The organism is Actinoplanes missouriensis 431 (assembly GCF_000284295.1).
Classification (GTDB): domain Bacteria; phylum Actinomycetota; class Actinomycetes; order Mycobacteriales; family Micromonosporaceae; genus Actinoplanes; species Actinoplanes missouriensis.
This window is the reverse complement of the sequence record NC_017093.1, coordinates 3,267,886-3,294,538: the sequence shown is the minus strand read 5'-3', so window position 1 is coordinate 3,294,538 and position 26,653 is coordinate 3,267,886. Positions and strand designations below refer to the sequence as shown.

Genomic DNA, 26,653 nt, shown 5'->3' with positions numbered 1-26,653 from the left:
CGGCTCATAAGCCACTGACCGTTGCGCAACCCGCGTGAGAACTCGAGCGTGACAGCCACCCACCTAGCTGACACTGCGTGCGCGACCATCGCCTCCGGAGCGGCTACCAGCGCACACGATGGCCGTGCGCGTGCGCTGACCGCCCCCCAGGGCGCAATGCCGAGCAGTCAAATGGCTGTCTTTGAACCTGTTTTTGCAGGTGAACAGACTTTCAAGGGCCGAGTATCCAAGACGACGTTCGGGAAGGCTTCCCCGTAGCGCGCGGTTCCGCGCCACCGGCGGTTACGTTCCCCGCGTACTCCTGTCAGTGAAGTTCGGCGCGGCGGGGACGTCTGGGTTCGGCGCGAACCCGGGTTCTGCTCTGGCTAAGCGCTGGTGGGTTCCAGCCGGGCAAGGACGTGATCGAGGTCGGCAGCAAAGGTGTCCGGTCCCTCGGCATCAGGATCGCAGCCCTCCATGACGGCATGCAGGGCGGCGAAAGCGGCCCCGACCAGGGCCCGGTTGAGCACACGGCTTCCGGCGTCGAGGGAGCGCTCGAGCAGGACGTCGACGAGCCGGCGCTGAACGAGGTCCATCCGGTCGAGATACGCGGCGCGCAGGGTCGGGCTGGACTCGATGATCGACCACATCAGCTGGGCGCGCTCGCGAGCGGCCTTCTCCCGGCGGGAGTCGACGGCCACCTGAAACGCATGCCGCAGAGAAGTCCAGGGGCTCTCCGTGGCGGGACGTGACCGCAGGGCCTCGACCATGCGATCTCCTTGCAGATCGGCGTCCGCCAGGACCAGATCCTCTTTCGTTCCGACGTGCCGGAAGAAGGTGCGCTGCGACATGCCTACTTGCTCGGCGATGTGGTCGACCGTGGTCGCGTCGTAGCCCTGCTCGCGAAACAGACGCTCCGCCACGGCTGTGATCTCGGCGTGGACGGCGCGCCGCGCCACCTCACGAACCCCTTGCCTGCCCATGTCACAAACTCTAGCAGCCCGCGATGTTGACAGTCGCTGACACGTTCGGCGTACAGTGACAAAGGTCGGCGCGGGACGGTTCCTCCCGTCTCACGAGCTCCGGCGAACCACCCGGCGCACGGGTCGAGCCCGGCGCCAGATCAAGGAGAAATGCTGTGAACATCGCGGTCATCGGAGCCGGCAACATCGGAAGCCAGCTCGCACGGCGACTTGCCGGCGCCAACCACGACGTGATCCTGGCCAACTCCCGCGGCCCGGAGTCTCTGAAGGACCTGGCCGAGGAGCTCGGGGCGCGCGCTGCCACGGTCGCTGACGCCGTGGCGGCGGCTGAGGTGGTGGTGCTGTCGATCCCGTTCGTGGCGATTCCCGAGCTGGGGCAGATCCTTCGCGACGCGCCCGCGTCGACGGTCATCGTCGAGATGTCCAACTACTACCCGGAAGCCGGCGTGATCGAGGGGGTGGCGGAGGCCGCCTCGGACACCGCCTGGCTCAGCGAGCAGGTCGGCCGGCCCATCATCAAGGCCTGGAGCTCGATCTTCTCCCGCAGCCTCGCCCTCAAGGGACGCACCGCCGGCGAGCCGGAGCGGGTGGCGCTGCCCGTGGCCGGGGACGACCTGGAAGCCAAGAAGGTCGTGATGCGGCTGGTCGAGGACACCGGGTTCGAGGCTGTCGACGCCGGAAGCCTGGCCGACTCGTGGCGCGTGCAGCCGGGCTCGCCCGCGTACTGCACCGATCTGGACGCCACCGCTCTGCGGGCAGCGCTCGCGCGCGCCGACAGGACGCGACTGGACCACGACCGGGTCGCGATGATCCAAGCCGTGTACACGCCCGAGACCGGGGTCGACATGGTGAACGGCGTCGACATCTACCGCGAGATCACCAAGTAGAACCGGTAGCACCCCTTCACAGAGCCCGGACACCTCCGCAGCCGGCGACCTGTCCGCCGGCCGGCCGCTGACGTGCGGCTCCCAGGCTAACCGCCCGGGAGCTGCACGTCGGTTCATCGCACCAGCAATACATGGCATCAGCGAACAATCATTAAGGAAAGCGAAATGAGCAGTCGTTTCGATGGGAAGGTCGCACTGGTTTCCGGGGGCGGTGTGGGCATCGGCTTCGCCACTGCCAAGCAGCTCATCGCCGAGGGGGCGACGGTCTTCGTGACCAGCCGCACGGTCGAGCAGCTGCGCGCGGCTGAAGCCGCACTCGGACCGAAGCTGATCGGAGTGCGTGCAGACGCCGGAAGCAAGGAAGACATCGAGGCCCTGATCGAACAGATCACGTCAACAACGGGCAAGCTCGACATCCTCTTCGCCAACGCCGCAGCAGCCAGTTATCAGACCCTCGGCGAGATCACCGAAGAAGCCCTCGACCGACAGCTCGGCGTCAACATCAAAGGGCTGATCTTCCTTGTCCAGGCCGCCCTTCCGCTGATGGTGGACGGCGGGTCGATCATCATGACCTCGTCACTTGCGGCGCAGCAGGGCGTCCCGGCGGCAAGCGTCTACGCCGCGACCAAGGCCGCGATGCGCAGTTTCGCGCGCACATGGGCCTTGGAGCTCGCCGACCGGAAGATCCGTGTCAATGTCGTCACCTCTGGCCCCATCGCCAGCGAAGGCTTCAAGAGCGGCGAGATGGACGACTCCTTCAAGGCGTTCATCGACGACGCTGTCCGAAGGTCTCCCGCACGCCGCATCGGTGAGCCATTCGAGATGGCGAACACGGTCACCTTCCTCGCCTCTGATGCGGCGTCCTTCATCAACGGTGCCGACATCCCCGTAGACGGTGGCTTGGGCCAGATCTGAGCACCACAAGGACCGGCGGGGCTGCTGCACGAACGGGCGCCGATTCGACGTGCAACAGACCCCGGACGCCTACGACAAGTCCCCTCAGAAGATGGCATGGCCTCGGCACGAGGCTCTTGTCATCGGACCACCGCGCAATCGCCTTCGAGCAGGCAGCGCTCCCTCGCGGCGACACCGCGGGCAGGTCGGCGACCTGCCCGCCTACGGCAGCTGGCTGACCGCCCAGCTGCTCGAAGATCTGCCGTCGCCTGAGCCGGCTTCCGCATGACCATGAAAGTCATCAAGCCGCGCCACTGAGGTGACTCGAGGCCGCGACCGTCACGGGCGCAGCGGCTTGGCGCCGGTTGTGGGCCCGAGCGGGGCTCGGCCCTACTCGCCGGCCAGGAGGCGGGCCAGGCCCTCCTCCGGAGTGACCTGACCGGTGGCGACCGCGCCCTCGATCCAGTCCGCAGCCGCCCGGACCCGGGCCAGGTTGCGCTGCACCGTCGCCTTCTCGTCCTCGGTGTAGTTCTGCCCACGCAGCCCCGGGACGATCCGGCCGGCCGAGGCGACGAACTGCGCGCACGCCCCGACCAGGTCGAGGAACTCACGGGTGTGCTCGATGTGCTGCAGCGCGGGCGTGCGCTGCCGGACCAGCTCGGTGCCCTGGCGGGCCTGGTCGGCCTGAGCGCGGTTGACCAGGTGGCGGGCCGTGGTGTCGCTCATCGCCCGCGCGGCGACCTCCGGCCGGCGCAGCAGATCGGTGGCGACGCGGGTGGCGACCTCGTCATCGTCGACCAGCGCGTGCACTGCGTTGACCTTCTCCTGGACCGTCTCCGGCCGGCTCACCTGCCAGCCCAGCCGTCGTTTCGCCTCGTCCTCGGTCCATCGGCGTTCACCGGTGCGGGCCAGCATCGGCGGCTCGGCGATCACCGCGAACCGCTGGTCGGCATCGGCGATCGAGGCCAGCACGCGATGGATGTGGAACGGCACGTCGTCGCGGCGCTGCTTGGCCGGCCACCGTGACGCCACCCATCGCCAGTCCTTCATCGTGTTCGGTGACACCACGATGTCCTCGGCGAACATGCGCAACGCCTCGGTCACACCCAGACCGGGCACCTGATGCGGCTGCGAACCACCGTGCGGGCCCATCGGCTCGATCTCCAGCGCGTTGTCCCCCAACTTGAACTGAATGCGGCCATGCTCACGCACCAGCTCCCGCGACTGCGCCCCCCAGCTCGTCATACCGCTGCTGGGTCACCTGCCCGATCGTCGCCACCATCGTTTCCACCACCCGGGGCGCCCGCAGCGCGGCGAACAAGGTCCGCCGTCAGCAACTACGGTCGATACCAGGCAGGCTGAACCGCAGGTCAGCAAGGTCGCGGTCACCCGCCAGCGGTCACCCGTCCGCCTGACCCGGTGTGAGGACCTCTGCCGCCAGGCCCTCGTGCGGCACCGCGGAGAACAGAACACCATCGAGGACCTGGCGCTACCGGCAACCGGCCATCACAGACCGAACACCGCCGCGGCGACGGCTTCTCGACCGTGCCGGTCGGCTGCGGGACCAGCGACAACCGGCCCCGGGCAGCGCGCTTCACACCGCTCATTCCCCGAGCGTAGAACCGGCCTCAACTCGACCTTGAAGTAGAGAGACAGGCACTAAGCTTGTGCTTTAACCTCCCGCCCCCTCCAGCATCGCCGGGCACCAGACCCGACCGCTGGTGATCAAGACTGACTACAGCGAGTGCCTACCAGCGTGCCGGGCGCGAGCAGGACCGGGCTGCGGTCATGAGAGCGCCTCCTTTTCGCGACGCAGGGCGCTCTGTTTAGAGAAATAGGTCGGCGTTCTCAGCGGCCCATTCGTCGTAGGTATGCGGCGAGCGGCCGATGATGTCGCGGACGGAGGGCCGTTGTGTGACCGTCCATTCGGTGAGTTCAGTCAAGCGCGCACCGTACTCCTGGAGGGCGTATAGCGTTACCTCAATGGCGCCTTCGGGCCAGCCGTTACGTTGCCACGTTGCCCGGCTCTCAGCAGCCGTCACGTTGATAGCCTGAATGTCGCGACCGATGGCGTCAGCGATGCTGCGTACTCGAGACTGGGTGGACAAAGGCAATCCCACCGCCTCGATGACGGTGCCGGCATAGTGGTCAGTGTGCATCGCCGCCACAGCGATAGCGGCAAGGTCGTCTTCATGGATGAACGGGTAGTGCCCGGTGTCGAGGAAGGCCTCCCGGACGGCTCCCTCCGTTCGGATGGACTGCGGCCAGTCTGAGCCAGTCGCGGGATACGTGCCGCTCCTGACGGAGCCCATCACGGCGGAGGGCCGGAGATGAGTCCACTCGAGCCCGGAACGCTCTACAGCGCGTTCGATGGCGAGCCAGTGCCAGGTCTCCGGCGGGTTGTACTGCTCGTACTCGGGCCCGTGGGACGACAGCAGCACGATCCGTCGGACACCGGCGTCACGCGCCAACCTCAATGACGCTTCGACGGTTGAGGGATGCGCGCCGGCAAGGAATATCGCATCAACGCCAGCGAAGATCTCGGCTGACGGCAACGGCTGACTGATGGAGCCGGTTACCACTTCTACCTCGGCCGGCCAGCCACTGCACTCCTCGGGCTCCGCTAGCGCCCTTACGGGATGCCCGGCGGCAAGCAATTGCCGTGCCAAGCGTCGTCCGACAAGCCCCGTAGGGCTGCAGCCCTCATCCATACTCGGCGCGACGACCGTGAGTAGCTTGACGTCCTCGGCGATTGGCCGGCTTTGGGACGAGTGAGATCGGTCCATGGCAAGACCCTCCAAGAGTTGGCGGGGATCTTGCGCGTGATCAGTAGTGGTCAGCCGGGCGGCTTTCCCGCACCACTTAGATCAACGTTGCGGATCCAACTGCGGCGACTTTACCGGCCCTTGCCGATGGGTGCCACCCCGGAGAAGGGGCATCTCGCGACGACTTCAGAAATGGCGTCGCGAAGCAGGCAGCCCTGACAAAGCTCCAGCCGTGTCCGGCCGTATCGATGTTCGTTGTTGCGGGCATGACGGATCAGGCGGAAGCGATCGATGCGCTGGCGAGCTTCCGGCAGCAGTTCTACCGGTGCCTGACTGCGCGGGCGGATGCGTTGTTCGAGCTGACCGAGGCGCTGTTGTGCACCGACGGGCCGGTCAAGACCCTGGTCGGATTGTCTCTGGCTCCGGAGCACCGCCGGGGGCACGGCGCACTGTACGACGCGCTCAACCACGGCCGTATCCAGGTGGAGGCGCTGCGCCGGCAGCTGGCCGAGACACCGTTGCCGCGGGGCTGCGGACGGCCGCCTGGTTCTCGCGGTGGACGTCTCCCCGTGGCTGCGCCCGGACGGGAACTGTAGTCCGCAGCGCTCGTTCTGCCACACCTACGGCCGTGGCAAGGAAGAACACCCGCATGATCCCGGGCTGGCCGTACTCGTTCATCGCCGCCCTCGAAACCGGCCGCACCTCGTGGACCGCGCTGCTGGATGCCGTGCGGCTGCCGCCCGGCGCGGATCTCACCGCGATAACGTGCGCGCAGATCCGGCAACTCGTCGACCGTCTCATCCAGGCCGAGCAGTGGCGGGCCGGGGACCGCGACATTCTGATCGTGCTGGACGCCGGCTACGAAGCGCCGCGGATCGCCTGGCTGCTGCGGGACCTGCCGGTGGAGATCCTCGGCCGGATGCGTTCAGATCGGGTGCTGCGCCGCCCGACTCCGCCACGGGTCTACAACCCTGAGGGCGGTCGGCCGGCCAAGCACGGCGGCGAGTTCGTCTTCGGTGACCCCGCCAGCTGGGGCGTCGAGCAGGCAGTCACACACACCGACACCCGCCTCTACGGCCAGGCCCGGGCCCAATCGTGGGACCGGCTGCACCCGCGACTGACCCGCCGCGCCGCTTGGGCCGACCACGGCGAGCCGCTGCCGATCATCGCGGGCACGGTCATCCGGCTCACCGTCGACCATCTGCCCAGCAGCGGCGAGCCGAAGCCGGTCTGGTTGTGGTGGTCCAAGGTCGACGCCACCGCCGCTGACGTGGACCGGTGCTGGCAGGCGTTCCTACGCCGCTTCGATCTTGAGCACACCTTCAGGCTGCTGAAACAGACCCTGGGCTGGACCGCCCCGAAGCTCTACGAGCCGGCCGCGGCCGACCGGTGGACCTGGCTGGTGCTGGCCGCGCATACTCAGCTACGCCTGGCCCACCACAAGAAGGCACCAAACCCCGGCGCACGGGTTAAAACACAAGCTAAGCGATCGCGCATGTCGATGACGCCCGCACGCGTGATCAAAACCGCCGGGCCGACACTGTGAACCAGCTGGTCCAGCCGGCTCCCAGCGCTGTCCGAGCACGCTGCCGGCAACACTGTTAACCAGCTCGTCTCGCTGGGCTGGTTAACAGTGCTGCCAGCCGCCCGTTTTGTCCGCACTGAGCGCCAGCCGGCATCGGCGTTTCCAAGATCCGCAAACGTGGGGACCATGAGACGCCACCCCGGACCGCGAGACGCCACCCCGGACCGGGCAAGACGCCACCCCGGACCGGGCAAGACGCCACCCCGGACCGGGCAAGACGCCGCCCCGGACCGCAGGACGTCACCCACGGCGCGCACGCGCATCAGGCACGGGGCGGGGCGGGCGGCGGAGGTCAGCAGGTGGGCTGGTAGGGGAGCTCGGGGATGTAGCCGGTCCACTCCTCCTTCGTGAGGCCTCGGCCGGTGACGGCGCAGGCGTGGGCCTCGGGCGCGGCGGCGAGTGACTGCGGGACCGAGTAGTCCCAGAGGGTCACGTGACGGCTGCCGCCTGCGGCGAGGGTGCGGCCGTCCGGGCTGAACGTCAGGTCGATGGTCTTCAGCTTGGGGTTCGCCAGCGTGGCGTACCGGAAGGGGGTGCTGCGGTCGGTGACGTCCCACAGCCGGGCCTCGCCGGTGCCCGCCGTCGCCAGGGTGCGCCCGTCCGGGCTGAAGCCCAGCCAGCGCGCCCCGCTCGTGGTGCCCTGGACCGTGGCGAGCCGGTGCGGGCGGGCCAGGTCGGCGATGTCCCACAGGGTCGACGCCCCGGTCAGGCCGGCGCCGACGGCGAGGGTGCGGCCGTCGGGGGTGAGCGCCGCGGCGAAGACGAAGTCGCCCGTGCCGAGTTCCGCGTGGCGCATCGGGGCCGACGGGTCGGCCAGGGTCCAGAGCGAGACGGCGAACCCGGCGCCGACGGCCATCGTCAGGCCGTCCGCGCTGAACGCGATCACGTTCACGGTGGCGCGGTCGGTGACCTTGGTGATGGCGGCCGGGTCGGTGGGGTCGGTCAGGTCGTACAGGGTGGTGGTGCCGTCCGCCCGGCCGACGGCCAGGGTCTTCCCGGCCGGGCTGAACGTGAACGCGGTGACGTCCTCGCCGCCCTTGCCGATCGTGGCCAGCACGGCGGGGCCGTCCGGGGCGGTCATGTCCAGCAGCGTCACCACCTCGTCCATGCCGCCGACGGCCAGGGTGCGGCCGTCCGGGCTCTGCTTCATCAGCTGGATCCGGCCGGTGTTCAGCTCCCGCGCGGGACGCTCGACGGGGTTGGCCGGATCGGACAGGTCCCAGGTGACGGCCGTGCCCGGCGCGTCGGCGGCGAGCACCGTACGGCCGTCGGGGCCGAACGCCACGCCGACGACGTCCGCCGGCGACGGCCGGGTGAACGCGCCGATCGGGTCGCGGCCGAACATTCCCCGGATCCGCCACAGCGTGGCGGTCCGGCGCTCCCCCGCGGTGATCAGCATCCGGCCGTCACGGCTCATCGTCACCGACGTGATCGGCCCGTCCCGGCCGGTCAGCGTGGCGACCCGGCCCAGCGCGATCGCCTGGCCCGGGATGGAACCGAGCGAGAAGTTCGTCAGGCTGGTCGTCCCGCTGGAGTCGCTGACCACCACCATGAGCCCGTCCGGGCTGAACCCCACCCCGGTGAGCGTGGAGCCGCGGGTCTTGGCATCCAGTCCGGAGCCGCGTTTCGGGGCGGCCGGGTTCCGCAGGTCCCAGGGCGCCACCCAGCCGAGATCCTCCTCGACGACGACCACGTTCAGCTTCGGGTTGAAGGCGACCATGCCGCCGGGGCGGGCGCCGGTGAGCGTGCTGAGCGCGGCCGGGGTGGCGCGGTCGGCCAGGTTCCACACGGTGACCGTCGGACCGCTGGTCACGGCGGTGCGCCCGTCCGGGCTGAACGTCAGCGACGACGCCTGCGGCAGGGTCGCGAGGATGACCGGGGCCCGGCCGGGCGTCACGTCCCACAGGACGGTGTCCTTGGCGCGGTTGCTGGTCGCCACGGTACGGCCGTCCGGGCTCAACGCCACCGTGACGATTCCCGCCGCGTCGGTGAGGGGTTCCGCCCGTACCGGGGAGGTGTGGTCCGTGATGTTCCACAAGGCCGCGGCGGGACTCCCGTCGGCGATCGCGAGGGTCTTCCCGTCGGTGCTCACCGTCAGCGTCGGAGCGGCCGTGCCGGTGGCGGGCAGCCGCGTCAGCCGGGCCGGGCGCGCCGGATCCGCCACGTTCCACAACGACACCGTACGGTCGGCGTCCGCGGTGGCGAGGACATCGTCCGCGACCGTGACGACATCGGTCACACCGGGCATCGCACCGGCGTAATTCGTGGACATGACCAGGTGGCTGAGCTGGTCATCGGTGGTCGTGCCCGGGTGCACGCGCTGGGCGGCCACGCCGAGCATGAGGGCCTTCTGCGGATCGTCCTCGATCATCGCCCGGGCGCGTTCGACGAGCCGCTGGTTGATCGCGATCCGACGCTGCAGCGCGGCCTCCTCGCGCTGCCGGCGGGCCTCCTCGGCCGCCTCCCGGGCCAGCGCCTCCTGCTCGCGGGCGATCTTCTCCTGCCGGCGTCGTTCCTCGGTCGCCTCGGCTGCCAGATCCCGGTGGTGCCGCGCCAGCTTCTCCTGCTCCCGGGCCCGCTCCTCGGCCTGATCGGCGAGCTGCTGCTGCCGCCGGGCCTCGCCCTCGGAGCGCCGCGCGTTGTCCTTCTGCCGCTCGGCGTCCTCGCGCTGGCGGCGGGCGTCCTCGGCGTTGCGGCGGGCGTCCTCCTGCTGCCGCCGGGCGTTCTCCTTCTGGCGGCGCGCGTCCTCCTCATGGCGGCGGGCGTTCTCCTGCTCACGGCGGGCGTCCTCCGCGGCGCGCCGGGCGTTCTCCTGCTCGCGCCGCGCGTTCTGCGCCTGCCGGCCGGCGTTCTCCTGCTGCGTGGCGGCCTCCGCCGCGGCCTCGTCGGCCAGCACGCGCTGCTCGCCGGCGAGCCGCTCCTGCCGGCGGGTCTCCTCGGCGGCCGCCCGCGCCCGCTCCTCCTGGGTCTGCGCGTTCTCCTGCTGGCGGCGGGACTCCTCGGTGGCCCGCTCGGCGCTGCCGCGCTGCTCGGCGGCGATCCGCTGCTGCCGCTGCGCCTCCACCGCCTCGGCGTTGGCCCGGCCGGCGTTGCGCATCGCGAGGACCCCGGTGAACGAGGCCACCATCGCCAGCACGACCAGCGTCGCGGTCGCCGCCGACCAGAGCCGGCGGGCCCGCCGGTGCTGGCGCACGTCCTCGCTCTCCAGCTCGTCCTTGCTGACCCCGTGCATCGGCGCGGCGAGCTGCGCGATGGAGTCCCGGAACCGGGCGTGCCGCAGGGTCAGGTGCAGGTCGTCACGGGCCCAGCGCAGGTCCAGGTAGAGCGGCTCCTCGGCGAAGACCCCGCGCAGCGCGTCCGGCACCGCCGTGGAGTCGTCGGTGAAGTCGCCGGTCGCGGGGTCCCAGCGCCACTCGCCGTCGGTCAGCACCGGCAGGACGCGCTGCGGCGACTTCGTGGCCACCCAGTGCTCGATCTCCTTGTTCACCCACGGCGAGCGGGCCGCCTCCGGCGAGGCGAGCAGCACGAAGAACTGCGAGCCGTCCAGCGCGGTCTGGATCGACGACCAGAGGCCGGGCGTGACGGCCAGCCCGGTCTGGTCCCGGAAGATCCACAACGCCCGGCGCCGGTGCCAGGGCCGCGCGAGCCGGTGCAGGCCACGCTGCACGGCGGGCGCGAGGCGCCCGTCAGCGGCATGGCTGTACGAGATGAACCCGTCAAAAGGCATGGTCCGGTCCCCGGGTCGGCAATGATCGGCGGCGAACGATTCTCCATGCCGTAACCCGATGGCGGAAGAGGGCGGTCTCGGTCAGGCTGCAGTCATGACCACCCCACCTCCGCTACGCGTCGTCCGGCCCGGCGAGGGCCGCTCCGGCAGCCTCGGCGCCATCACCGTCGACTTCAAGCTCTGGGGCGCCGACACCGGCGGGGCCCTCGCGATCGTCGAGCACGAGTTCCCGCCCGGTGCGCTCGTTCCACCACACATCCACACGTACGAGGACGAACACTCGATCGTGACCCGAGGCACGATCGGGTTCCGCTCCGGCGACCGGGAGGCCGTCCTCGGCGCGGGCGGCTACATCACCAAGCCGCGCGGCGAAGCCCACGCCATGTGGAACGCCGGTTCCGAGCCGGCCCGCATGATCGAGGTGATCAGCCCGGCCGGATTCGAGCTGTTCTTCCGGGCCGTCGCCGACATGATCGAGGCCGACGACCCCGATCCGGAACGCGGCGCCGCCCTGGCCGCCGAGCACGGGCTCCAATTCGTGGACACCCCGTGGCTGGCCGACGTGGTCCGCCGCTTCGGGCTCGCCACCTCCTGATCCGCCCACCGGGGGAACAGCCGGCCCGTTCCCGGCGCTGCACCTCTCGTGATCATGCTTTCGCTGCTGGACCGGTCCCGTACCCGCGCCGGAGAGACCGAGACGGCGGCGCTGCGCGGGACCGTCGCGCGGGCATCCCACGCCGAGCAGAATGGGTACGACCGGTTCTGGGTCGCCGAGCACCACGGAGTCCCCGGGATCGCGGGTGCGGCACCGGCGGTGCTGCTGACCGCTGTCGCCGGCGCCACCTCGCGGATCCGCCTCGGCTCGGCCGGCGTGATGCTGCCGCACCATCAGCCGCTCGTCGTCGCCGAGCAGTTCGCCACCCTGTCCGCGTTCGCGCCGGGGCGGGTCGACCTCGGGCTGGGCCGCTCCCCCGGATTCACCCCGCCGGTACGCCGTGCCCTGCGACAGGGCGACAACGACTTCGCCGCCGACATCGCCGAGCTGCGCGGGTTCCTCGGCGGGACCGCGGACGTCACCCTGCACCCGCAGCCGGACGGGCCGGTGCCGCTCCACGTGCTCGCCACCGGGACCGGGCTACGGGTCGCCGCCGAGGCCGGACTGCCGGTGATCGTCGGCGGGCCGCTGCTCGGGATCGGCGGGGATCCGGGGCCGGGGCTGGAGGCGCTGGCCGGATATCGGCGGGACTTCCGGCCGTCGGCTCAGCAGGCTGAGCCCCGGGTGGCGGTCAGTCTCGACGTGCTGATCGCGGACACCGCCGAGGAGGCGGCGGAACTGATCCTGCCGGAGGCGTGGGCGATGGCTTCGAGCCGTACCACGGGGGTGTTTCCGCCGCTGGAGCCGGTGGCCGAGGTCCGGGCCGCGCGGAAGACGGCGCGGCAGCAGCAGTACGTGGAGCAGACCGTCGCGGCGGCGATCATCGGGACGGCGGGGCGGGTGGAGAGCCGGCTCGCGGAGTTGATCGAGCGGACGGGGGCGGTGGAGGTGGTCGCGGCGGGGAGCACGTTCGACCGGGCGGCGCTGGACGCTTCGGACACCAGTCTGGCGGCGATGTTCCGCCACTCGTGAGCGGACCCGGACTCCACGCGCCGCGTGAGTCCTTCGCCTGCGTGTGGATTTCGGGTGCGGAGCGCGCCCGAAATCCACACGCGGGGCGCTAAGCAGCGATGGCCTGGGCGGTCAGGGCGACCGACTCCAACCGGTCCTCGATCCGGGTCGCCTGGTGCACGACGATCAACTCGTCGGCCTGGGCCTCCTTGGCGAACCTCGTCAGATACGAGCCCACCTCGTCCGGCGTGCCCACTGCCGTGTACGTGAGCATCGCCGCGAGCTGACGCCCGTTCGGCGTGCCCAGGAAGGCGTCGATCTCTGCGTCGCTGTAGTCCGGCGCTCCGGGCGTCCGCGTGACCAGCCCCCGCACCAGGATCCGGCGGGTGATCTCGAACTGCTCCCGCGCGGCTTCCGGCGTCGCGGCGGCGACCACGTTCACGCCGGCGATCACGTACGGCGAGGACAGCTGCGCCGACGGGGTGAACTCGCGGCGGTAGAGCGTGACCGCCTCCTCCAGCAGCCCGGGCGAGAAGTGCGAGGCGAACGCGTAGGGCAGGCCGTACGCGGCGGCGAGTTTCGCGCCGAACATCGACGACCCCAGGATGTAGAGCGGCACGTTCGTCCCGGCGCCCGGTGTGGCCCGCACGCCCTCGATCCGGGACTCGCCGCTGAGGTAGCCCTGCAGTTCCAGGACGTCCTGCGGGAAGCTCTCCGCGGACATCGGGTTGCGGCGCATCGCCCGCATGGTGGCCTGGTCGCTGCCGGGCGCCCGGCCGAGGCCGAGGTCGATCCGGTCCGGGTGGAGCGAGGCCAGGGTGCCGAACTGCTCGGCGATCACCAGCGGCGAGTGGTTCGGCAGCATGATGCCGCCGGCGCCGAGCCGGATCGTGGAGGTGTGCGCGGCGACGTGCCCGATCAGCAGGCTGGTCGCGCTGGACGCGATGCGGGCCATGTTGTGATGTTCGGCGTACCAGACGCGCTCGTACCCGTGCCGTTCGGCGGCCTGCGCGATGGCGACGGAGTTCGCGAAGGCCTGCGCGACGCTGTCGCCGGGGGCGATCGGCGCGAGGTCCAGGATCGAAAGACGCGGTTGACTCATACGCGGAGCAACAAACGACCAGGCAAGATCGTTCCCGCTGGGCACGTTCTCAGGAAGTCCGTAGATTTCGCCCGTATCTTCGGCGGTTCATCGGCCGCACCGGCCGGCCGGTCCGCCAGAGGAGACGATTTCCGCGTGGGTGGCATCACCGACTTGATCACCGACTGGGTCTTCCGGCTCGTCGATGCGCTGGGAGCCATCGGCGTCGGCCTGCTGCTCTTCCTCGAGACCGTCATCCCGCCGATCCCGTCCGAGCTGATCCTGCCGCTCGCCGGTTTCCGCGCCCGTGACGGCGACCTCAACGTCTTCGCGGTCTGGACCACGGCCACGATCGGCGCGCTCGCCGGTGCGCTGGTGCTCTACTACGTCGGCGCCCTTCTGGGGTACGACCGGCTGCACGCCCTGGCCGGCAAACGCTGGTTCGTGCTGGCGACGCGGGCGGACGTGGAGCGTGGTTACGCGCTGTTCGAGAAGTACGGCTCCTGGCTGGTGCTGGCGGCTCGGTGCGTGCCCATCATCCGCAGTCTGATCTCGCTCCCGGCCGGTGTGGCGCGGATGCCGCTGAAGACGTTCGTGCTGTTCACGGCGATCGGCAGCGGCATCTGGAACGCGGCTCTGATCGGCGCGGGCTGGCTGCTCGCCGACAACTGGGAGCGGGTGGAGGGCATCCTCGGCCCGGTCTCCAAGGTCGTGCTCGGGCTCGGCGTCGCCTTCGTGATCTTCCTGGTGGCGCGCCGGGTGCTGGCCCGCAAGCGGGCCCTCGCGGCCGGTGGCGACCCGGCCGCGGCGGACGTCGACGGACGCCCCGCCCCGGACTTCGACGGGCTCGGCAACCCGAACCACTATCCGACGGCGCGGGGCGTGGCGCGAGTCATGGACCGGCAGCGGTAAACTCAGGAAAGAGCGGCGAGCAACTCGGTCCGGGTGGCGCCGGGCAGCGGATACCGCGGTGCGCCCATGCCGAGCGCGACCACCCGGTCCACGACGCCGGGAGCGCCGAACACCTCGTCGGGTGTGGCGATGAAGGCCGCGATCGAGGCGTACCCGCGGGCCAGATCGGGGTCGGCCAGCCCGGCCGCGAACAGCGCCTTGCTCATCGCCCACCGCGGGTCCCCGGGCTGGTAGGACGTGCCGGCGGCGTCCGCGGCCATCTCCGCGAGCCGGTGCCGGTCGGTCCAGACGGTCGCCCGGTACAGCGGCTCGACGACCCGGGTGCTCGCCTCGTCGAAACCGCGGGCGAACTTGTCGTGGTCGGCCGGGTCGGTTTCCCGCAGCAGGTCACGCAGGAGCACCGCCTGGATCATCGCCATCGACGCGCCCCGGCCGACCGACGGGCTGGTGCAGGCCCACGCGTCACCGACCGCTACCACGCCGGTGGCGACCGGATCGCCGTCGACCACCAGACGCCGGCAGCGGTCCTCGATGCCGGCCATCACGTCGACGCCGGAGATCGGTTCGGCGTCGGCCCAGGGGGCGAGCAGCGGGTAACGGGCGATCGCCGCGTGCCAGCGGGACGGCTCGCGCAGGCCGCGCAGCGCGTTGTCCCGGCTGGCGGTCGCCAGGACCACGCTCCACGTGCCGTTGTCGCCGGGCAGGGTGATGGCCGACAGCGAGTCGTAGTGGTGCAACAGGTTGGCCAGCGCTGACGGTAGTTCCCCCGTACCCGATCGGAACTGCCGGCAGTGATAGACGAAGCCGGAGTCCGACCGTTCTTCGGCGGGCGCTCTGGCGCCGGCTGCCTGCAGCCAGGCGCTCAGGGCCGAGCGCCGGCCGCCGCAGTCCACCACCAGGTCGGCGGGGATCGCCGGGCCCGCCGCGGTCAGGACGCCCGTCACCCGCGTGTGCCCGTCGGTGGTCAGGCCGGTGACCGCGACGCCGCGGCGGATCGTCACCCCGGCGGTCGCGGCGGCGGCCGACAGCACCGCTTCGAGCACCGGCCGGCGGGCGGTCACCGTGTCGAACCGCTCGTCGCCGGGACGGATCGGGCCGCGTTGCTCCTCCGGCAGCATGCCGATCAGGTTCACCCGGCGCGCCCCGACCGCCGGCAGCGCGTCACCGACCTCCGGGAGCTGCTCGCGCACCAGCTGCCACCAGCGCGGCAGCATGAAATGCGGCAGCCGGAACTGGTTGACCCCGCGCCGCTGCCAGTCGTTCCACGCGGTGTCGGTCTCCGCGGGAGGCGGCGGCCCGGCCGGGTCACGCTCCACCACGATCACCTCGTGCCGGTCGCGGGCCAGCAGCAACGCCGTGCCGAGACCGGCGAGTCCCGCACCGAGAACCACGATCCGTGCCATGTCGCACCTCCATCGATGTGCCGATGGCGGCATCGTGGTCCGGGCAGCTGCCCGGTCTCCAGGTCAGTCGGTGCTCAACTCCTGCTCACCCGTCCCGATCTCGACTGCCCACAGCAGCTCGGTCACCTGGTCGAGCGCGCGCGCCAGGTGCCGCCGATAGGTGCTGAACGGCAGCCCGAGCACCTCGGCCGCGGCCTCCTGGCTCGGTGCCGCCCGCAGGAACGTCCGGTTCAGCACGGCCCGGAGCTGGTCGCCCTTCGGTGTGCCGGCCAGCCGGTCGATCGCGGCGATCACGCTCGCGCGCACCTGGGCGGTGTCGGCGCCGATCCGGCTGCCGACCAGCGGGCACGCACGGAGGCGGTCCGGGCGGTGCAGATTCTGCAGGGCATGGCGTACCGCGTCACCGAACGCCTCCCGGGTCAGCGGCGGCGGCCGCAGCGCCGACTCCGGCGGCGGTCCCGCGCCGCCCTGATGCTCCCGCTCGCTCATCAGCTCCAGCCAGTCCTCGACCGGGAAACGACGCCAATCCATCCCGTACGCGACGTGCAGCCGGCCGTCCACGGTGACCTCCACCAGCGGACAGAAGCCGAGATAGCCGAAGAACGGCCCCCAGTGCTCCGGGTCGACCGACACCACGAACGACCACGCGATCGGCTCGGTGCACCAGGTGATGATCGAGGTGACCGAGCCGGCCAGCAGCGCGTACTTGTCCCGCTGCCCCTCGCGCACACCTGACCAGAAACGGCCGATGTCGACGCGCTCGCCGGGACGCGTCGGCGCCGTCCGGGCCACGTGGTCCAGGATCGCCCGCACGACCGGATCACGGTCCTCCATCGGCGAGCCACAGGGGCAGTAGATCCCGTACGTGAAACCGGCGACCCCGTCCTCGGTGCGCACCACGTTCATCTGGCCCGGCTCGTCGGCGAACCAGCCCTCGGCGAGCGCCGCGCTCACCCGGCCCTCGTCGCGTTCGATCAGCGCCAGCAGCGTCGCATGGTCCTCCGGCCTGGCCGGCACCACCGCGGCCGTGCCCTGGCTGCGCAGCGTGAAGTAGGCGTCGGTGAGCGGGCTGCGCCGATGCAGGTACGCCAGCTGCTGGGCGAGCCACTGCCGGTCCAGCCCGGTCGTGGACCGGATCCCCGCGACGGCATGATCGTGGATGATCCGGTGCAGTGATCGGTATCGGTCCGGCGACCGGCGCTCGAACTCCGCCTCCAGCACCTCCCGGGTCAGATCGTGCGGGGTCAGCCCACCCGGCCGGCAGTGCACGAACGGGCGGCGGAGCAACCATCCCCACACCTCGGGCGCGTCGTCGCCGACCGTCTTGCGCAGCAGGTCCTCGGTCGTCAGCCAGGCCCGCGCACACGTCGCCAGGCCGGTCATGTGCGCTTCCGAGGGCGCGTCGCGCAGCAGCGACTCCAGCAGCACCGAGACGAGATCGGGAACCTCGGCGAGGCTCTCCGGCACGGCCCCGCCGTCGGCCACGTCGGCCAGCAGCGCGAGGGTCAGCGGGTGGCCCCGGCCGAGCGTCAGCAGCCGCTGCCGCAGCGCCGCCTCGGCGACACCGGCGCGGGCCAGCAGGTCCGCGCTGTCACCGTCGTCGAGGTGGTCGACCCGGTGCACGGCGACGATCTGCCGCCAGCCCGGATCCACCCGCCAGGCGGCCGGCGGCGGTTCCCGGCCGGCGAGCACCAGCAGGCCGTCCACCGGCAGGCCGGGGACGAACTCCCGGCGCAGCCAGCCGTCGATGGCGCTCAGATACTCGTACGAGTCGATCAGCAGCAGCGACCCGTGACCGCCGGCCGCCCGCCGGAAACCCTCCGGCGTCGGATCGATCTCCCGCCCGTCCAGCAGCACCGGGGCCCGGCCGGCGGCACGCGCCCGGGCCACCATCTCCAGCAGCAGCGCGGTCTTGCCGATCCCGCCCGGCCCGTGCACGAACAGCACCCGCCGCGGCGACCGCCCGGCCAGCGCCTCCCCGAACGACCGCAGCTCGTCACGGCGGCCGACGAAGGTGCGCCGGCGCGCCTGCTCGATGACGTCGCCGAGGACGGAAGCCGCCACCCGTCCAGTGTCGACCCCCTGGACCTCCGGGGCCAGCACCCGTCACCGGTACGACAGTCGGTCAGAGTCTCATGACCGTCACGGCCAGAACGGCGGCGGCGACCGCCACGCAGGCGAGCAGCGCGGCGCGGGTCAGCCGCTGATGCCGTCCGGGATCACCGGCGACGGACTGGGTCAGCACCAGCCAGGTGCTGCCGCCGACGAGGGCGAGTGGCACGACTACCAGAAGGATCATGTCGTCCTCCGCCTGACGCGGATCGAGGTCTGTGGTCCAGTCTTCGGCCGGGCGGGGGCGGTGGCAGTACCGGCCTCGGGAACCTTCGGTGAACGGTGGGTCTGCGGACGCCCGTGTCGTGAACAGCAGGTGAACTGGTGCCCGTTGTCATCACTTCGATCGATGCCGGGCCGATGGAGCGGTAGCCGCCGGTGACCTCTCCGGCGACCCTCAGGTCGACCAGCGGGACGAACTCGGGCACATGGCAGACTCGCTGCGCCGGGCGACCGGCACGCTGCGGCAGACCGTCACCGATCTGACCGCCCACGCGCAGACCCTGTCCAGCGAGGCGGGAATGCTGGCGGAGACCAGCCGGCAGAGCGCGACAAGCGCCGACCAGGGCGCGCAGCAGGCCGCCTCGGTCGCCGACTCGGCGGCGACGATGTCGCACAACATCCAGACGGTGGCGGCCGGCGCCGAGGAGATGGGCGCGTCGATCCCGGAGATCAGCGAGAGCACGACGCAGGCCGTCCAGGTGGCCGGTCGGGCCGTGGCGGTCACCGCGACCACCAGCGCGGTGATGGCGAAACTGGGTGAGTCGTCGGCCGAGATCGGCAATGTGATCAAGACGAACACCGCGATCGCCGAGCAGACCAACCTCCTCGCGCTGAACGCGACGATCGAGGCGGCCTCCGTGCGCCAGACCACCACGGGTGTGGCCCGGACCGACCAGGCCGCCGGCGAGCTGGCCGGGATGTCCCAGGACCTGCGCCGCATCGTCGACCGTTTCCGGTTGTGAGATGCGCGCTGATCGCGGATAGCACCGAGGCTCGCGGGTATCCCGGTGTCATGAGCCTCCCGAATCATGACCTGAGCAGCGTCGCGGATCCCGGCTCCTTCGATCCCGACGCGATGACCGAACCCGACAACGACAATCCCGGCGACCTCGATCACGACCACCGGCACCTCGCCGACGAGAGCGGGCCGGGCGTTCCGGGGCGGGCCGCGGACAGTCCCGCCGCTCAGGGCAGCCCGATCGGCCCGCCCGACTGATCCGGGACATCCGCCCGGGGGCCATCCACGAGTAGCCGCCGAGGTCGCCGAAGAGGGCGGCCTCGGCGTCACCAGTCGCGCAGGGTCTGCCGCAGTTCGTGGCCCTCCGGCAGCGTGCGCTCCGCGATCCCCCGGGCTCGCGCCACCGCTTCCCCGGCCCGCTCCGCCTCCCCCGCGTCCTCCGCCACCACAGCGATGTTGATCAGCGTCCGGATCAGCTCCGGATGCTCCGGCCCCAGCCGATCGGTCTTGATCCGGATCGCCTCGCCGAGACGCGTCAGCGCCGCCGCACGATCACCCCGCCGGGCGGCCAGCACACCGAGATTGGTCAGCACCACCGCGACCTCGTAGTCGTCGGCGCCGAGCCGCGCCACGAACTGATCGTGCACGTGCGCGAGCATCCGTTCGGCCCGGTCCAGCTCACCGGCCGCGATGAGGATCGGCGCCAGGTTCCCCTCGTCGCAGAGAAGATCAAAATCATCAGGCCCGGCCACGGTACGCCGGAGCTCCAGTCCCCTGCTCCCCCAGCCGATCGCCTCCTCGATCTCGCCGAGCACGAACCCGATGCCCGCCAGGTTGTGGTGCACGGCCGCGAGATCGGTCACCACCTCACCCGGGGAAGAGCCGCACGACGACAGGATGTCCAGCGCTTGCAGGTAGCAGGTCTTCGCTTCGGCGTACCGTCCGGTGGCCTTCAGCAGCAGCCCGTAGGCGTTGCGCACCCGCGCCGCGGCGACCGACCGCGCGCCGCACTCCCGGTCGACGCGCCTGATCAGCGGTGTCAGGACCGCTTCCGACTCGGCGTACCGGCCCTGTTCCCGCAGCTCCTCCGCGCGGTCGAGTTCGGCCTGCGCGGTCGTCACGACGTCCCCGATCGGCGGGTGAGCAGCAGGAGCAGCCCGGCGGCTCCGGCCAGCCCGGCGGCCGTGCACAGCAGCGCGAGCGTGTCATCGGACGCCGTGGCCGCCGACGTCAGCAGCGGCCCGGCCATCATGCCGGCGGTCAGCGACCAGCTCGACAGCGCGTTGTAGCGTCCCCGCAGCTCCTCCGGCGCGACCGCGTTGACGAGGCTCGGCAGGGCGCCGGCGATGAGCAGCTCCCCGGCGCCGGTCAGCACCGCGGCGCACACCAGCGCCGTCCGCAGCTCGAATCCGGCGCCGGCCACGGCGGGCACGCAGACCAGCCAGGCCAGCGCCCACAGCAGCGCGGTCCACAGCAGTGCGGTACGGGGCCGGAGCCGCTCGGCGTACCGCAGCGCCACGGGTGCGCCCACGACCACGGTCACCGCGTTGGCGATGGTCAGCCAGGAGAGCGCGGCCGCGTCGTTCGCGGCGACCGCCAGCACGGGCGGGGCCGCGTTGTAGATCCCGTACCCGACCGTGGACAGCAGCGTCGCCGCGCCCAGCACCGGCAGCAGCCGCCGGTCGGCGAGAGCCTGCCGATAGCCGCCGGACGGCGTTCCGGCCGCCCGGGCCGGTGGCGCCTGCCGGCCGGCCGAGGCTGCGAGAACCATGCCGGCCAGGCACAGCACAGCAGCGCCGATCCAGAGCCACGGCAGCACGGTACGGCCCTGCGCGGATGCCGGCGCCACCCGCGCGATCACCAGCCCGCCCGCCGCGGCGCCACCGGCCATGCCCACGTTGAACAGCGCGTACTGCAGGGTGTAGACCCGTGGATGCCGCGCCGACACGGTCAGCGTCGCCAGGCGGGTCGACAGAGCCGGCATCGACACCGACCAGCCGAGGCCGGTCACCGCCACGCCGAGCCCGGCGACCGCCGAGCCGGGCGCGCCGGCCAGCGTCAGCATGCCCGCGGCGGCCACCGCCAGCCCGGCGAGCATGACCGGACGGCCACCCCACCTGTCGATCAGCGCCCCGGCGACCGGGTTGCCGACCAGGCTGGCGACGGCGGCGAGAGCCACCAGACCGGTCGCCACCGCCAGCGGCACACCGCGCGTCTCGTGCAGGAAGACCACCAGGTACGGCTGGGTCAGCCCGACGGCGGCCGCCGTGATCAGGTCGCCGGCCAGCAGCAGCCAGACGGCGCCGGGGAACCCCGCGAGGTTCCCCGGCCGTCCGGCGACGGCTTGCTCGACGGAAAGCGCCATCGCCCGTCGGCGGATCAGCGAGCGGACCGGCTCAGCAGCGCTTCGGAATGGTTGAGCGACGCGCCCCGGCGCAGCGTCACCTCGGTGTGGTTGAGCGCCCAGGCACGGCGCAGCGTCACCTCGGTGTGGTTGAGCGACGCGCCGCGGCGCAGCGTCACCTCGGTGTGGTTGAGTTCGCGGCCCCGGCCGAGAACCACCTCGGTGTGGTTGAGCGACGTGCCGCGGGATGCGTTCTTGACTGTTCCCATCACAATGCTCCCAATGATTTTTCGTACAAAATCGCTTTTTTCGCGATCTCGTCGTTGATGGAACTCATCGTGACCGAACGACTTCACCGGGTTGAATACCTCGGTCGGGTGGACCGGGATCCTGAGCGCTACCGGGAATCGTTTTCCCTCGTGCAGGGTCGGATGTCCGGCTGGAAAACTCGTCCGTCCGGGATGACGGACGCGCCCGATCCGGCTGGGACAGTCGGGCCATGCTTGATTCCCGGGACGAGCCGGCCGTCAACCGGGCGCTGTGGACGCTGGTGAACGCGGAGTTCACCGACGCGCGCGCCCACGACGCGTGGGCCGCCGAGGAGTTCACCTGGGGGCTCTTCGGGAACGCCGAACGGCAGCTGGGCGTGCTCGGCGACGTCCGCAACGTGGACGTCGTGGAGCTCGGGTGCGGCACCGCGTACGTCTCGGCCCGGCTCGCCCGGCTCGGCGCGCGACCGGTCGGTGTGGACCTGACGCCCGCGCAGCTGGACACGGCCCGGCGCTGCCAGCAGGAATTCGGGCTGTCGTTCCCGCTCGTGGAGGCCGACGCGACCACCGTACCCCTGCCCGACAGGTCTTTTGATCTTGTAATCAGTGAGTACGGCGCGTGCGTGTGGTGCGACCCGGAACGGTGGATCCCGGAGGCGGCACGGCTGCTGCGGCCCGGTGGGCGGCTCATCTTTCTGACCACCAGCGTGCAGGCGATGCTGTGCGTGCCCGCCGACGGTGGGCACGCCGGGGAACGGCTGTTGCGGCCGCAGCGGGGGACGCACCGGCTGCAGTGGCCGGGCGGCGGGTTCGAGTTAGCGACGGTTCATAATGCCGGGAGCGAAAGGGGCACGGGTTGGGGAACACGGTGACGGTGTGCCGGGACTGCTGTTGCGGCAGCCCGCGCAAACACCCGTCGACAGATCACGACGTCCAGCTCGGCACGCTGCGCGCCGGCCTCGAACCACACCATCGGGTACGGGTGAGCCAGTGCCTGGACGTGTGCGACCAGTCCAACGTGATCGTCGTCCAGCCGGACCCGGCGGCGCGGCGCGGCGGCGCGAGACCGGTGTGGTTCGGGCTGGTCCACGACGACGCGGTGCTCGGCGGCCTGATGACCTGGGTGCGAGCCGGCGGTCCCGGTGTGGCCCCCCTCCCCGCGATCCTGGAACTCTCCGTGATCACTCCACCCGCGACGGGAAACGCCTGACGCCCGCCGGCACCGTCAGGCGGTGAGGGGGTCGGTCAGTCTGGGGAGGGCCTGCCCCCGCCGCAACAGGGTGGTGAACAGGCGGGGCTCCATCGGACCGTACAGGTGGTTGCCCTGACCGAGGTGGCACCCCATCCGGACCAGGGCCTGCGCCTGCTCCGCGTCCTGCACCCCGTCGGCCACGATCTCCAGGTCGAGCGCCCGCGCCGCGCCGACGATCGCCCGCACGACGGCGAGGTCCGCGCTCGACCGGGTCATGCCGCTGACGAAGCTGCGGTCGATCCGCACCTGGTCGACCGGGAACTGCCGCAGCAGGGACAACGAGGACGGTCCGGTGCCGAAGTCGGCGACCGCCAGGCGTACCCCGCAATGGCGCAGCAGGCGCAGGGTGCTCGCGGCCCGGACCGGGTCGGCGGTGAGGGCGGCCTCGGTCGCCTGCAGCACGAGGGCGCTGCCGGGGAGACTCCCGTTCTCCAGGGCCGCCGCCACGTCGGACGCGAACCGCTCGTCGGCGATCTGCTGCGCGCAGATGCTCACGCCGGCGGTGAGGCCGGGCCGCACGGCGCGCCAGTCGTGCAGGCAGGCGATGGTCTCGCGCAGCATCCAGCCGCCGATCTCGCCGATCAGCCCGGCCTCGGTGGCGAGGGCGGCGAGTTCCGCGTACGCGACGGCGCCGCTGGAGTGGCGCCAGCGGACCGCCACCTCGACGCCGTCCAGGGTGCCGCTGCTGAGCCGGGCCAGCGGCTGCACGGTGAGCTGGAGCTGCCGGCCCGGCACCGCGTCCTCCAGGTCGGCCCGCAGCCGCAGCCGGGTGGTCTCCCCCGCGTGCATGTCGGCCGTGTAGACGACGACCCGGCCGGATCCGGTCCGCTTGGCGCGGTACATCGCGATGTCGGCGTTGCCCAGGATTCCCGTCGCGTCGACGCCGCCCACGGCGGCCGCCGCGATGCCGATGCTGGCGCCGATGTGCACGACGCGGCCGGCGATGGAGAACGGCTCGGCGGTCCGGGCCACGATCCGCTCGGCGACCGCGCGGGCATCCTCGATCGTCACATCCTCCATCAGTACGGCGAACTCGTCCCCGCCGAGACGCCCCGCCACGTCCGACGGCCGCAGCTGACCGCGGATGCGTTCGCTCACCGCCGCGAGCAGTTCGTCGCCCGCGTTGTGGCCGAGGGTGTCGTTCACCGCCTTGAACCGGTCCAGGTCGATGAAGAGGAGCACGACGGCACGGCACTGCTCGCCGGTCAGCGACTGGTCCAGGCGTTCCGCGAAGAGCCTGCGGTTGGGCAGCCCGGTGAGCGGGTCCCGGTAGGCCTCACGCATCGCCTCGACCGTGCGGGCGTCGGTCAGGGCGATGCTGATCTGCTGGCTCAGCGCCGTCATCACGTGTGAGGTGTCGGTGTCGCCGAGCCCGGCCGCGACCAGGCTCCCGGCGACGTCGCCGCGGGCGTGCACGGGCGTGGCGGTGATCCGGTCGCCGGACGGGCTGGTACGCCGTACCGTCTGCCCCGCCTCGATCGCGTCGGCGGCGGGACCGAGCACGACGCTCGCGGTGGTGGCCGGCTCGGGCCAGTGCGCCCGGGACGCCACGATCAGCCGGCCCGGCTCGGCCGGGTCGCACAGCGCCAGCGCGACCGGGACCTGCCCGAGCAGCCCGGACGCCCCGACGGTGATCGCGTCGAGCACCGATTGCAGCGGCTCCCGCCGGGAGATCGACCGCTGGACGGCGAGCAGGGTCTCCAGCAGGGCCTGCCGCCGGGCGCCCTCCTCCCGCAGCGCCCGTTCGGTGGCCAGGGTCCGCAGGTTGCGCAGCGCCAGCCCGAGCACCTGGGCCATGCCCTGCAGCATCTGGCGTTCCTCGGCGCTGAACTCGTCGTCCAGGCGCGCGACCACGAGACCGCCGCCGATGCCGCTGCCGAGAGCCGCGTACGCGCTGTTCACCTCGCCGAGCAGCGGCAGGTCGATGATCGGCTCCCCGGCGACGGCGGCGCTCAGCTGCTCGGCGCGGATCTCCCCGGGCAGGCCGGTGAGCCCCCGTACGCCCGTCTCGCCGTCCAGGACGACGGCGCCGGCGTCGGCGTCGAGGGCCTCCAGCGCCCGCGGGACCGCGATCCGGACCGCGGCGTCGGCGTCGCCGGAGGCGCTGACCGCCGAGAAGAACTCGGTGAGCTGGTGGGTCGACCAGTGCAGGGCCACAGGCGGCCGCCCTCAGGCGACCGCGAGCGTCACGACGGTCAGGAAGTGCATGCCGCGGGCGCCCCGGGTGCGGGCGACCTCGCCGTACGTGTAGAAGCCGGCCATCGGAGCCCCGGCGATCGCCTGCTCCATGGCGGCGATCTCCTGCGCGACGCCCTCGGGGCCGAGCCGGGCCTTGCGGATGCCGCAGTCGAAGACGAGCACACCGGCCACCCCGGCGCCGTCGAGCGCGTCGACCGCCTGGCGGCACGACTCCGCGCCGGCGGCGATCAGCGCGTCCTCGTCGGTGGCCATCTCCCACACCAGCGCACCCTGCGGCACGTCGGCGATGAACACCAGCGAGCCGTCCTTCAGGTCGGCGGCGTGGGCGGTGCGGATGTCCTCCCCGGTACGCCGGGACAGCCCCAGCGGTTTGGCGAAGGAGGCGTTCTGGAACGCCTGCCCGTCGGCGGCCAGCGAACGGTCGGCCCGGAGGCGTTGCAGGTAGACGTCGAGGGCCGGATCGCCGTCGAGCTCGTACAGGCGGCCCTTGTCGCTGCGGGTCACCACCATCGGCTCGCCCTGCTTCTGCCAGCCGTGCGCGATGCCGACGCCGATCCGCGCGTCGGAGCCGAGGCCGAGCCCGACGACCGCGTCGGTCAGCACCTCCACGCCGTCGCGGTCGCCGATGAACTGGTGGGTGCGGCGGAACGTCATGTCGTCCCCGGCGCATCCGCCGACCAGCGGCACCACCGCGCTCACCACCGAGTACGCCCCGCGCACCACCTCGTGCTGCACCCCGGCGAGCCCGTCGCAGAGCAGCAGCCCGGCCCGGTGCTCCCGGGTCAGCCCGGCCACCCCGGCAGCAGCGTCGGCGCCGGCCTCCTGCGGCCGGGCCGAGACGTCCCGCCCGACCGCGGTGCGGACCTCCAGACCGGATCCGCCCAGGGCCGTCACGACGACCCCGGCATCGGCGCCGCCGGGTCCGCCGGCGATCCCGCCGGTGGTGGTGCAGCCGATGATGGCGGTGCCCGCGCCGGCCTCCCCGCGGACGCCGTCGAGCAGGCGGTCGAAGTCGTACCCGGTGGAGGAGAAGACGATCAGCAGACCCGGCTCCCGCCCGCCGGCGGCCTGCGCCGCGGCGTCCTTGCCGGCGGTCTCCGCCTCCGCGCTCGCGCTGTGCCCCACGCCCATCCAGCGCGACGGCTCCCCGGCCCGACTGTGCATATCCGTACGATCGGCGGCAGCCCGCCGCTCCTGAGCCGGTCAGCCGCTCAGGGGACGACGGTCACCGGCCAGCGGCCGCAGCGGGTCAGGCGCTGCGCCACCGAGCCGGCGAACCGGTGCAGGGGTTGCTCGGAGCGGCCCACGATCACCGCGTCGGCGGCTCTCTCACAGGCCACCCGGCAGAGCTCGGCGAACGGGTCACCGTGCCGCACCACCAGCTCGAAGTCGACGCCGAGGCGCGGGCGCTCGCGCACCACCGTGTCACGGAACTGGCTCTCCACCTCGTTCTGCGCCTCGACCTCGGAAGCGACCGCGGAACCGTAGGTGTCGGCGATCGAGACCATGCTGCTCGCGAACGGCCGGACGTAGACGCCGACCAGCCGGGCGTCCTGCCGGCGGGCCAGGCCGACGGCGTAGGCGGCCGCCCGCATCGACGTGTCGGTGCCATCGACGCCCACGACGATCAGTCCGGCCATCACGACCTCCGGCGAGGATAACGGAACGCCAACCGTACTCTTATTCGTATGGTA

23 protein-coding genes and 1 pseudogene are annotated in these 26,653 nt (G+C 71.7%); 10 read left to right on the top strand and 14 right to left on the bottom strand.

Annotated features, from left to right (window positions below; genetic code table 11):
- Window positions 1–365: 365 nt before the first annotated feature.
- Complete coding sequence (locus AMIS_RS15420; RefSeq protein ID WP_014443252.1) at window positions 366–962, bottom strand: TetR/AcrR family transcriptional regulator; 597 nt, start codon at window positions 960–962, stop codon at window positions 366–368.
- 155 nt (window positions 963–1,117) lie between these two features.
- Here AMIS_RS15420 and AMIS_RS15415 point away from each other — a divergent pair, with 155 nt between their 5' ends.
- Together AMIS_RS15415 and AMIS_RS15410 are read left to right on the top strand one after the other, a co-directional pair.
- Entirely contained in the window at window positions 1,118–1,849 is a 732-nt protein-coding gene (locus AMIS_RS15415; RefSeq protein ID WP_014443251.1) for an NADPH-dependent F420 reductase, read from the top strand.
- Window positions 1,850–2,014: 165 nt separating this feature from the next.
- Window positions 2,015–2,764, top strand: coding sequence for an SDR family NAD(P)-dependent oxidoreductase (locus tag AMIS_RS15410; protein WP_014443250.1), 750 nt, complete (start codon window positions 2,015–2,017; stop codon window positions 2,762–2,764).
- Between the two features lie 369 nt (window positions 2,765–3,133).
- On the opposite strand, the gene AMIS_RS15405 is transcribed toward AMIS_RS15410, so the two are convergent.
- Together AMIS_RS15405 and AMIS_RS15400 are read right to left on the bottom strand one after the other, a co-directional pair.
- Window positions 3,134–3,988 carry a DUF6192 family protein gene (locus tag AMIS_RS15405; protein WP_014443249.1) on the bottom strand — a complete coding sequence of 285 codons (855 nt, stop codon included), beginning with the start codon at window positions 3,986–3,988 and terminating at the stop codon, window positions 3,134–3,136.
- A 581-nt stretch (window positions 3,989–4,569) separates the two neighbouring features.
- Entirely contained in the window at window positions 4,570–5,454 is an 885-nt protein-coding gene (locus tag AMIS_RS15400) for an SDR family oxidoreductase (RefSeq protein WP_014443248.1), read from the bottom strand.
- Between the two features lie 302 nt (window positions 5,455–5,756).
- Here AMIS_RS15400 and AMIS_RS44855 point away from each other — a divergent pair.
- Window positions 5,757–6,943 (top strand): annotated as a pseudogene (locus tag AMIS_RS44855) (NF041680 family putative transposase); the annotation flags it as partial.
- A 442-nt stretch (window positions 6,944–7,385) separates the two neighbouring features.
- Here the strand turns inward: AMIS_RS44855 and AMIS_RS15390 are convergent.
- Window positions 7,386–10,820 (bottom strand): TIR domain-containing protein, encoded by a 3,435-nt coding sequence (locus AMIS_RS15390; protein ID WP_014443245.1) that lies wholly within the window; start codon window positions 10,818–10,820, stop codon window positions 7,386–7,388.
- A gap of 94 nt (window positions 10,821–10,914) precedes the next feature.
- Between AMIS_RS15390 and AMIS_RS15385 the strand changes: the two genes are divergently transcribed.
- Both AMIS_RS15385 and AMIS_RS15380 read left to right on the top strand, forming a co-directional pair.
- A complete protein-coding gene (locus AMIS_RS15385) occupies window positions 10,915–11,415 on the top strand; it encodes a cupin domain-containing protein (RefSeq protein WP_014443244.1) in 501 nt (166 codons plus the stop codon).
- A gap of 54 nt (window positions 11,416–11,469) precedes the next feature.
- Window positions 11,470–12,447 (top strand): MsnO8 family LLM class oxidoreductase, encoded by a 978-nt coding sequence (locus tag AMIS_RS15380; RefSeq protein ID WP_014443243.1) that lies wholly within the window; start codon window positions 11,470–11,472, stop codon window positions 12,445–12,447.
- 88 nt (window positions 12,448–12,535) lie between these two features.
- Here AMIS_RS15380 and AMIS_RS15375 read toward each other — a convergent pair whose 3' ends face one another.
- Window positions 12,536–13,528, bottom strand: coding sequence for an LLM class flavin-dependent oxidoreductase (locus AMIS_RS15375; RefSeq protein ID WP_014443242.1), 993 nt, complete (start codon window positions 13,526–13,528; stop codon window positions 12,536–12,538).
- A gap of 135 nt (window positions 13,529–13,663) precedes the next feature.
- On the opposite strand from AMIS_RS15375, the gene AMIS_RS15370 reads away from it, so the two are divergent.
- Complete coding sequence (locus tag AMIS_RS15370) at window positions 13,664–14,419, top strand: DedA family protein (RefSeq protein WP_014443241.1); 756 nt, start codon at window positions 13,664–13,666, stop codon at window positions 14,417–14,419.
- Between the two features lie 2 nt (window positions 14,420–14,421).
- Here the strand turns inward: AMIS_RS15370 and AMIS_RS15365 are convergent, their stop codons facing one another.
- The 3 genes from AMIS_RS15365 to AMIS_RS42695 all read right to left on the bottom strand — a co-directional run bounded on the left by AMIS_RS15365 (window position 14,422) and on the right by AMIS_RS42695 (window position 18,121).
- Entirely contained in the window at window positions 14,422–15,822 is a 1,401-nt protein-coding gene (locus tag AMIS_RS15365) for an FAD-dependent oxidoreductase (protein WP_014443240.1), read from the bottom strand.
- A 63-nt stretch (window positions 15,823–15,885) separates the two neighbouring features.
- Window positions 15,886–17,886 (bottom strand): ATP-binding protein, encoded by a 2,001-nt coding sequence (locus tag AMIS_RS15360; RefSeq protein ID WP_231859311.1) that lies wholly within the window; start codon window positions 17,884–17,886, stop codon window positions 15,886–15,888.
- A gap of 61 nt (window positions 17,887–17,947) precedes the next feature.
- Window positions 17,948–18,121, bottom strand: coding sequence for a hypothetical protein (locus AMIS_RS42695; protein WP_014443238.1), 174 nt, complete (start codon window positions 18,119–18,121; stop codon window positions 17,948–17,950).
- A 241-nt stretch (window positions 18,122–18,362) separates the two neighbouring features.
- On the opposite strand from AMIS_RS42695, the gene AMIS_RS15355 reads away from it, so the two are divergent.
- Both AMIS_RS15355 and AMIS_RS15350 read left to right on the top strand, forming a co-directional pair.
- Window positions 18,363–18,899, top strand: a complete 537-nt coding sequence (locus AMIS_RS15355; RefSeq protein ID WP_014443237.1) for a methyl-accepting chemotaxis protein — start codon at window positions 18,363–18,365, stop codon at window positions 18,897–18,899.
- A gap of 50 nt (window positions 18,900–18,949) precedes the next feature.
- The gene (locus tag AMIS_RS15350) at window positions 18,950–19,153 is read left to right on the top strand and encodes a hypothetical protein (RefSeq protein ID WP_014443236.1); all 204 of its coding nucleotides are present in this window, start codon (window positions 18,950–18,952) and stop codon (window positions 19,151–19,153) included.
- 68 nt (window positions 19,154–19,221) lie between these two features.
- Here AMIS_RS15350 and AMIS_RS15345 read toward each other — a convergent pair whose 3' ends face one another.
- Genes AMIS_RS15345 through AMIS_RS15335 form a run of 3 tightly spaced genes read right to left on the bottom strand, consistent with a single transcriptional unit; the run spans window position 19,222 to window position 21,508 of the window.
- Complete coding sequence (locus AMIS_RS15345; protein WP_014443235.1) at window positions 19,222–20,016, bottom strand: tetratricopeptide repeat protein; 795 nt, start codon at window positions 20,014–20,016, stop codon at window positions 19,222–19,224.
- Entirely contained in the window at window positions 20,013–21,260 is a 1,248-nt protein-coding gene (locus tag AMIS_RS15340; protein ID WP_014443234.1) for an MFS transporter, read from the bottom strand. The genes AMIS_RS15345 and AMIS_RS15340 overlap by 4 nt, the downstream gene beginning before the upstream one ends.
- Before the next feature lie 14 nt (window positions 21,261–21,274).
- Complete coding sequence (locus tag AMIS_RS15335) at window positions 21,275–21,508, bottom strand: hypothetical protein (protein WP_014443233.1); 234 nt, start codon at window positions 21,506–21,508, stop codon at window positions 21,275–21,277.
- Window positions 21,509–21,738: 230 nt separating this feature from the next.
- Here AMIS_RS15335 and AMIS_RS15330 point away from each other — a divergent pair, with 230 nt between their 5' ends.
- Window positions 21,739–22,380: a class I SAM-dependent methyltransferase gene (locus AMIS_RS15330; protein WP_014443232.1), complete on the top strand. Its 642-nt coding sequence runs from the start codon at window positions 21,739–21,741 to the stop codon at window positions 22,378–22,380.
- Window positions 22,377–22,718 carry a hypothetical protein gene (locus AMIS_RS15325; protein ID WP_014443231.1) on the top strand — a complete coding sequence of 114 codons (342 nt, stop codon included), beginning with the start codon at window positions 22,377–22,379 and terminating at the stop codon, window positions 22,716–22,718. Before AMIS_RS15330 ends, AMIS_RS15325 begins: the two co-directional genes overlap by 4 nt.
- A gap of 15 nt (window positions 22,719–22,733) precedes the next feature.
- On the opposite strand, the gene AMIS_RS40565 is transcribed toward AMIS_RS15325, so the two are convergent.
- The 3 genes from AMIS_RS40565 to AMIS_RS15310 are packed head-to-tail and all read right to left on the bottom strand — an operon-like array spanning window position 22,734 to window position 26,599.
- Window positions 22,734–24,917 carry a putative bifunctional diguanylate cyclase/phosphodiesterase gene (locus tag AMIS_RS40565; protein ID WP_014443230.1) on the bottom strand — a complete coding sequence of 728 codons (2,184 nt, stop codon included), beginning with the start codon at window positions 24,915–24,917 and terminating at the stop codon, window positions 22,734–22,736.
- 12 nt (window positions 24,918–24,929) lie between these two features.
- On the bottom strand, window positions 24,930–26,123 hold the full coding sequence (locus tag AMIS_RS15315) for an FIST signal transduction protein (RefSeq protein WP_157434876.1): 1,194 nt from the start codon (window positions 26,121–26,123) through the stop codon (window positions 24,930–24,932).
- Window positions 26,124–26,170: 47 nt separating this feature from the next.
- On the bottom strand, window positions 26,171–26,599 hold the full coding sequence (locus AMIS_RS15310) for a universal stress protein (RefSeq protein WP_014443228.1): 429 nt from the start codon (window positions 26,597–26,599) through the stop codon (window positions 26,171–26,173).
- Window positions 26,600–26,653 lie beyond the last annotated feature (54 nt).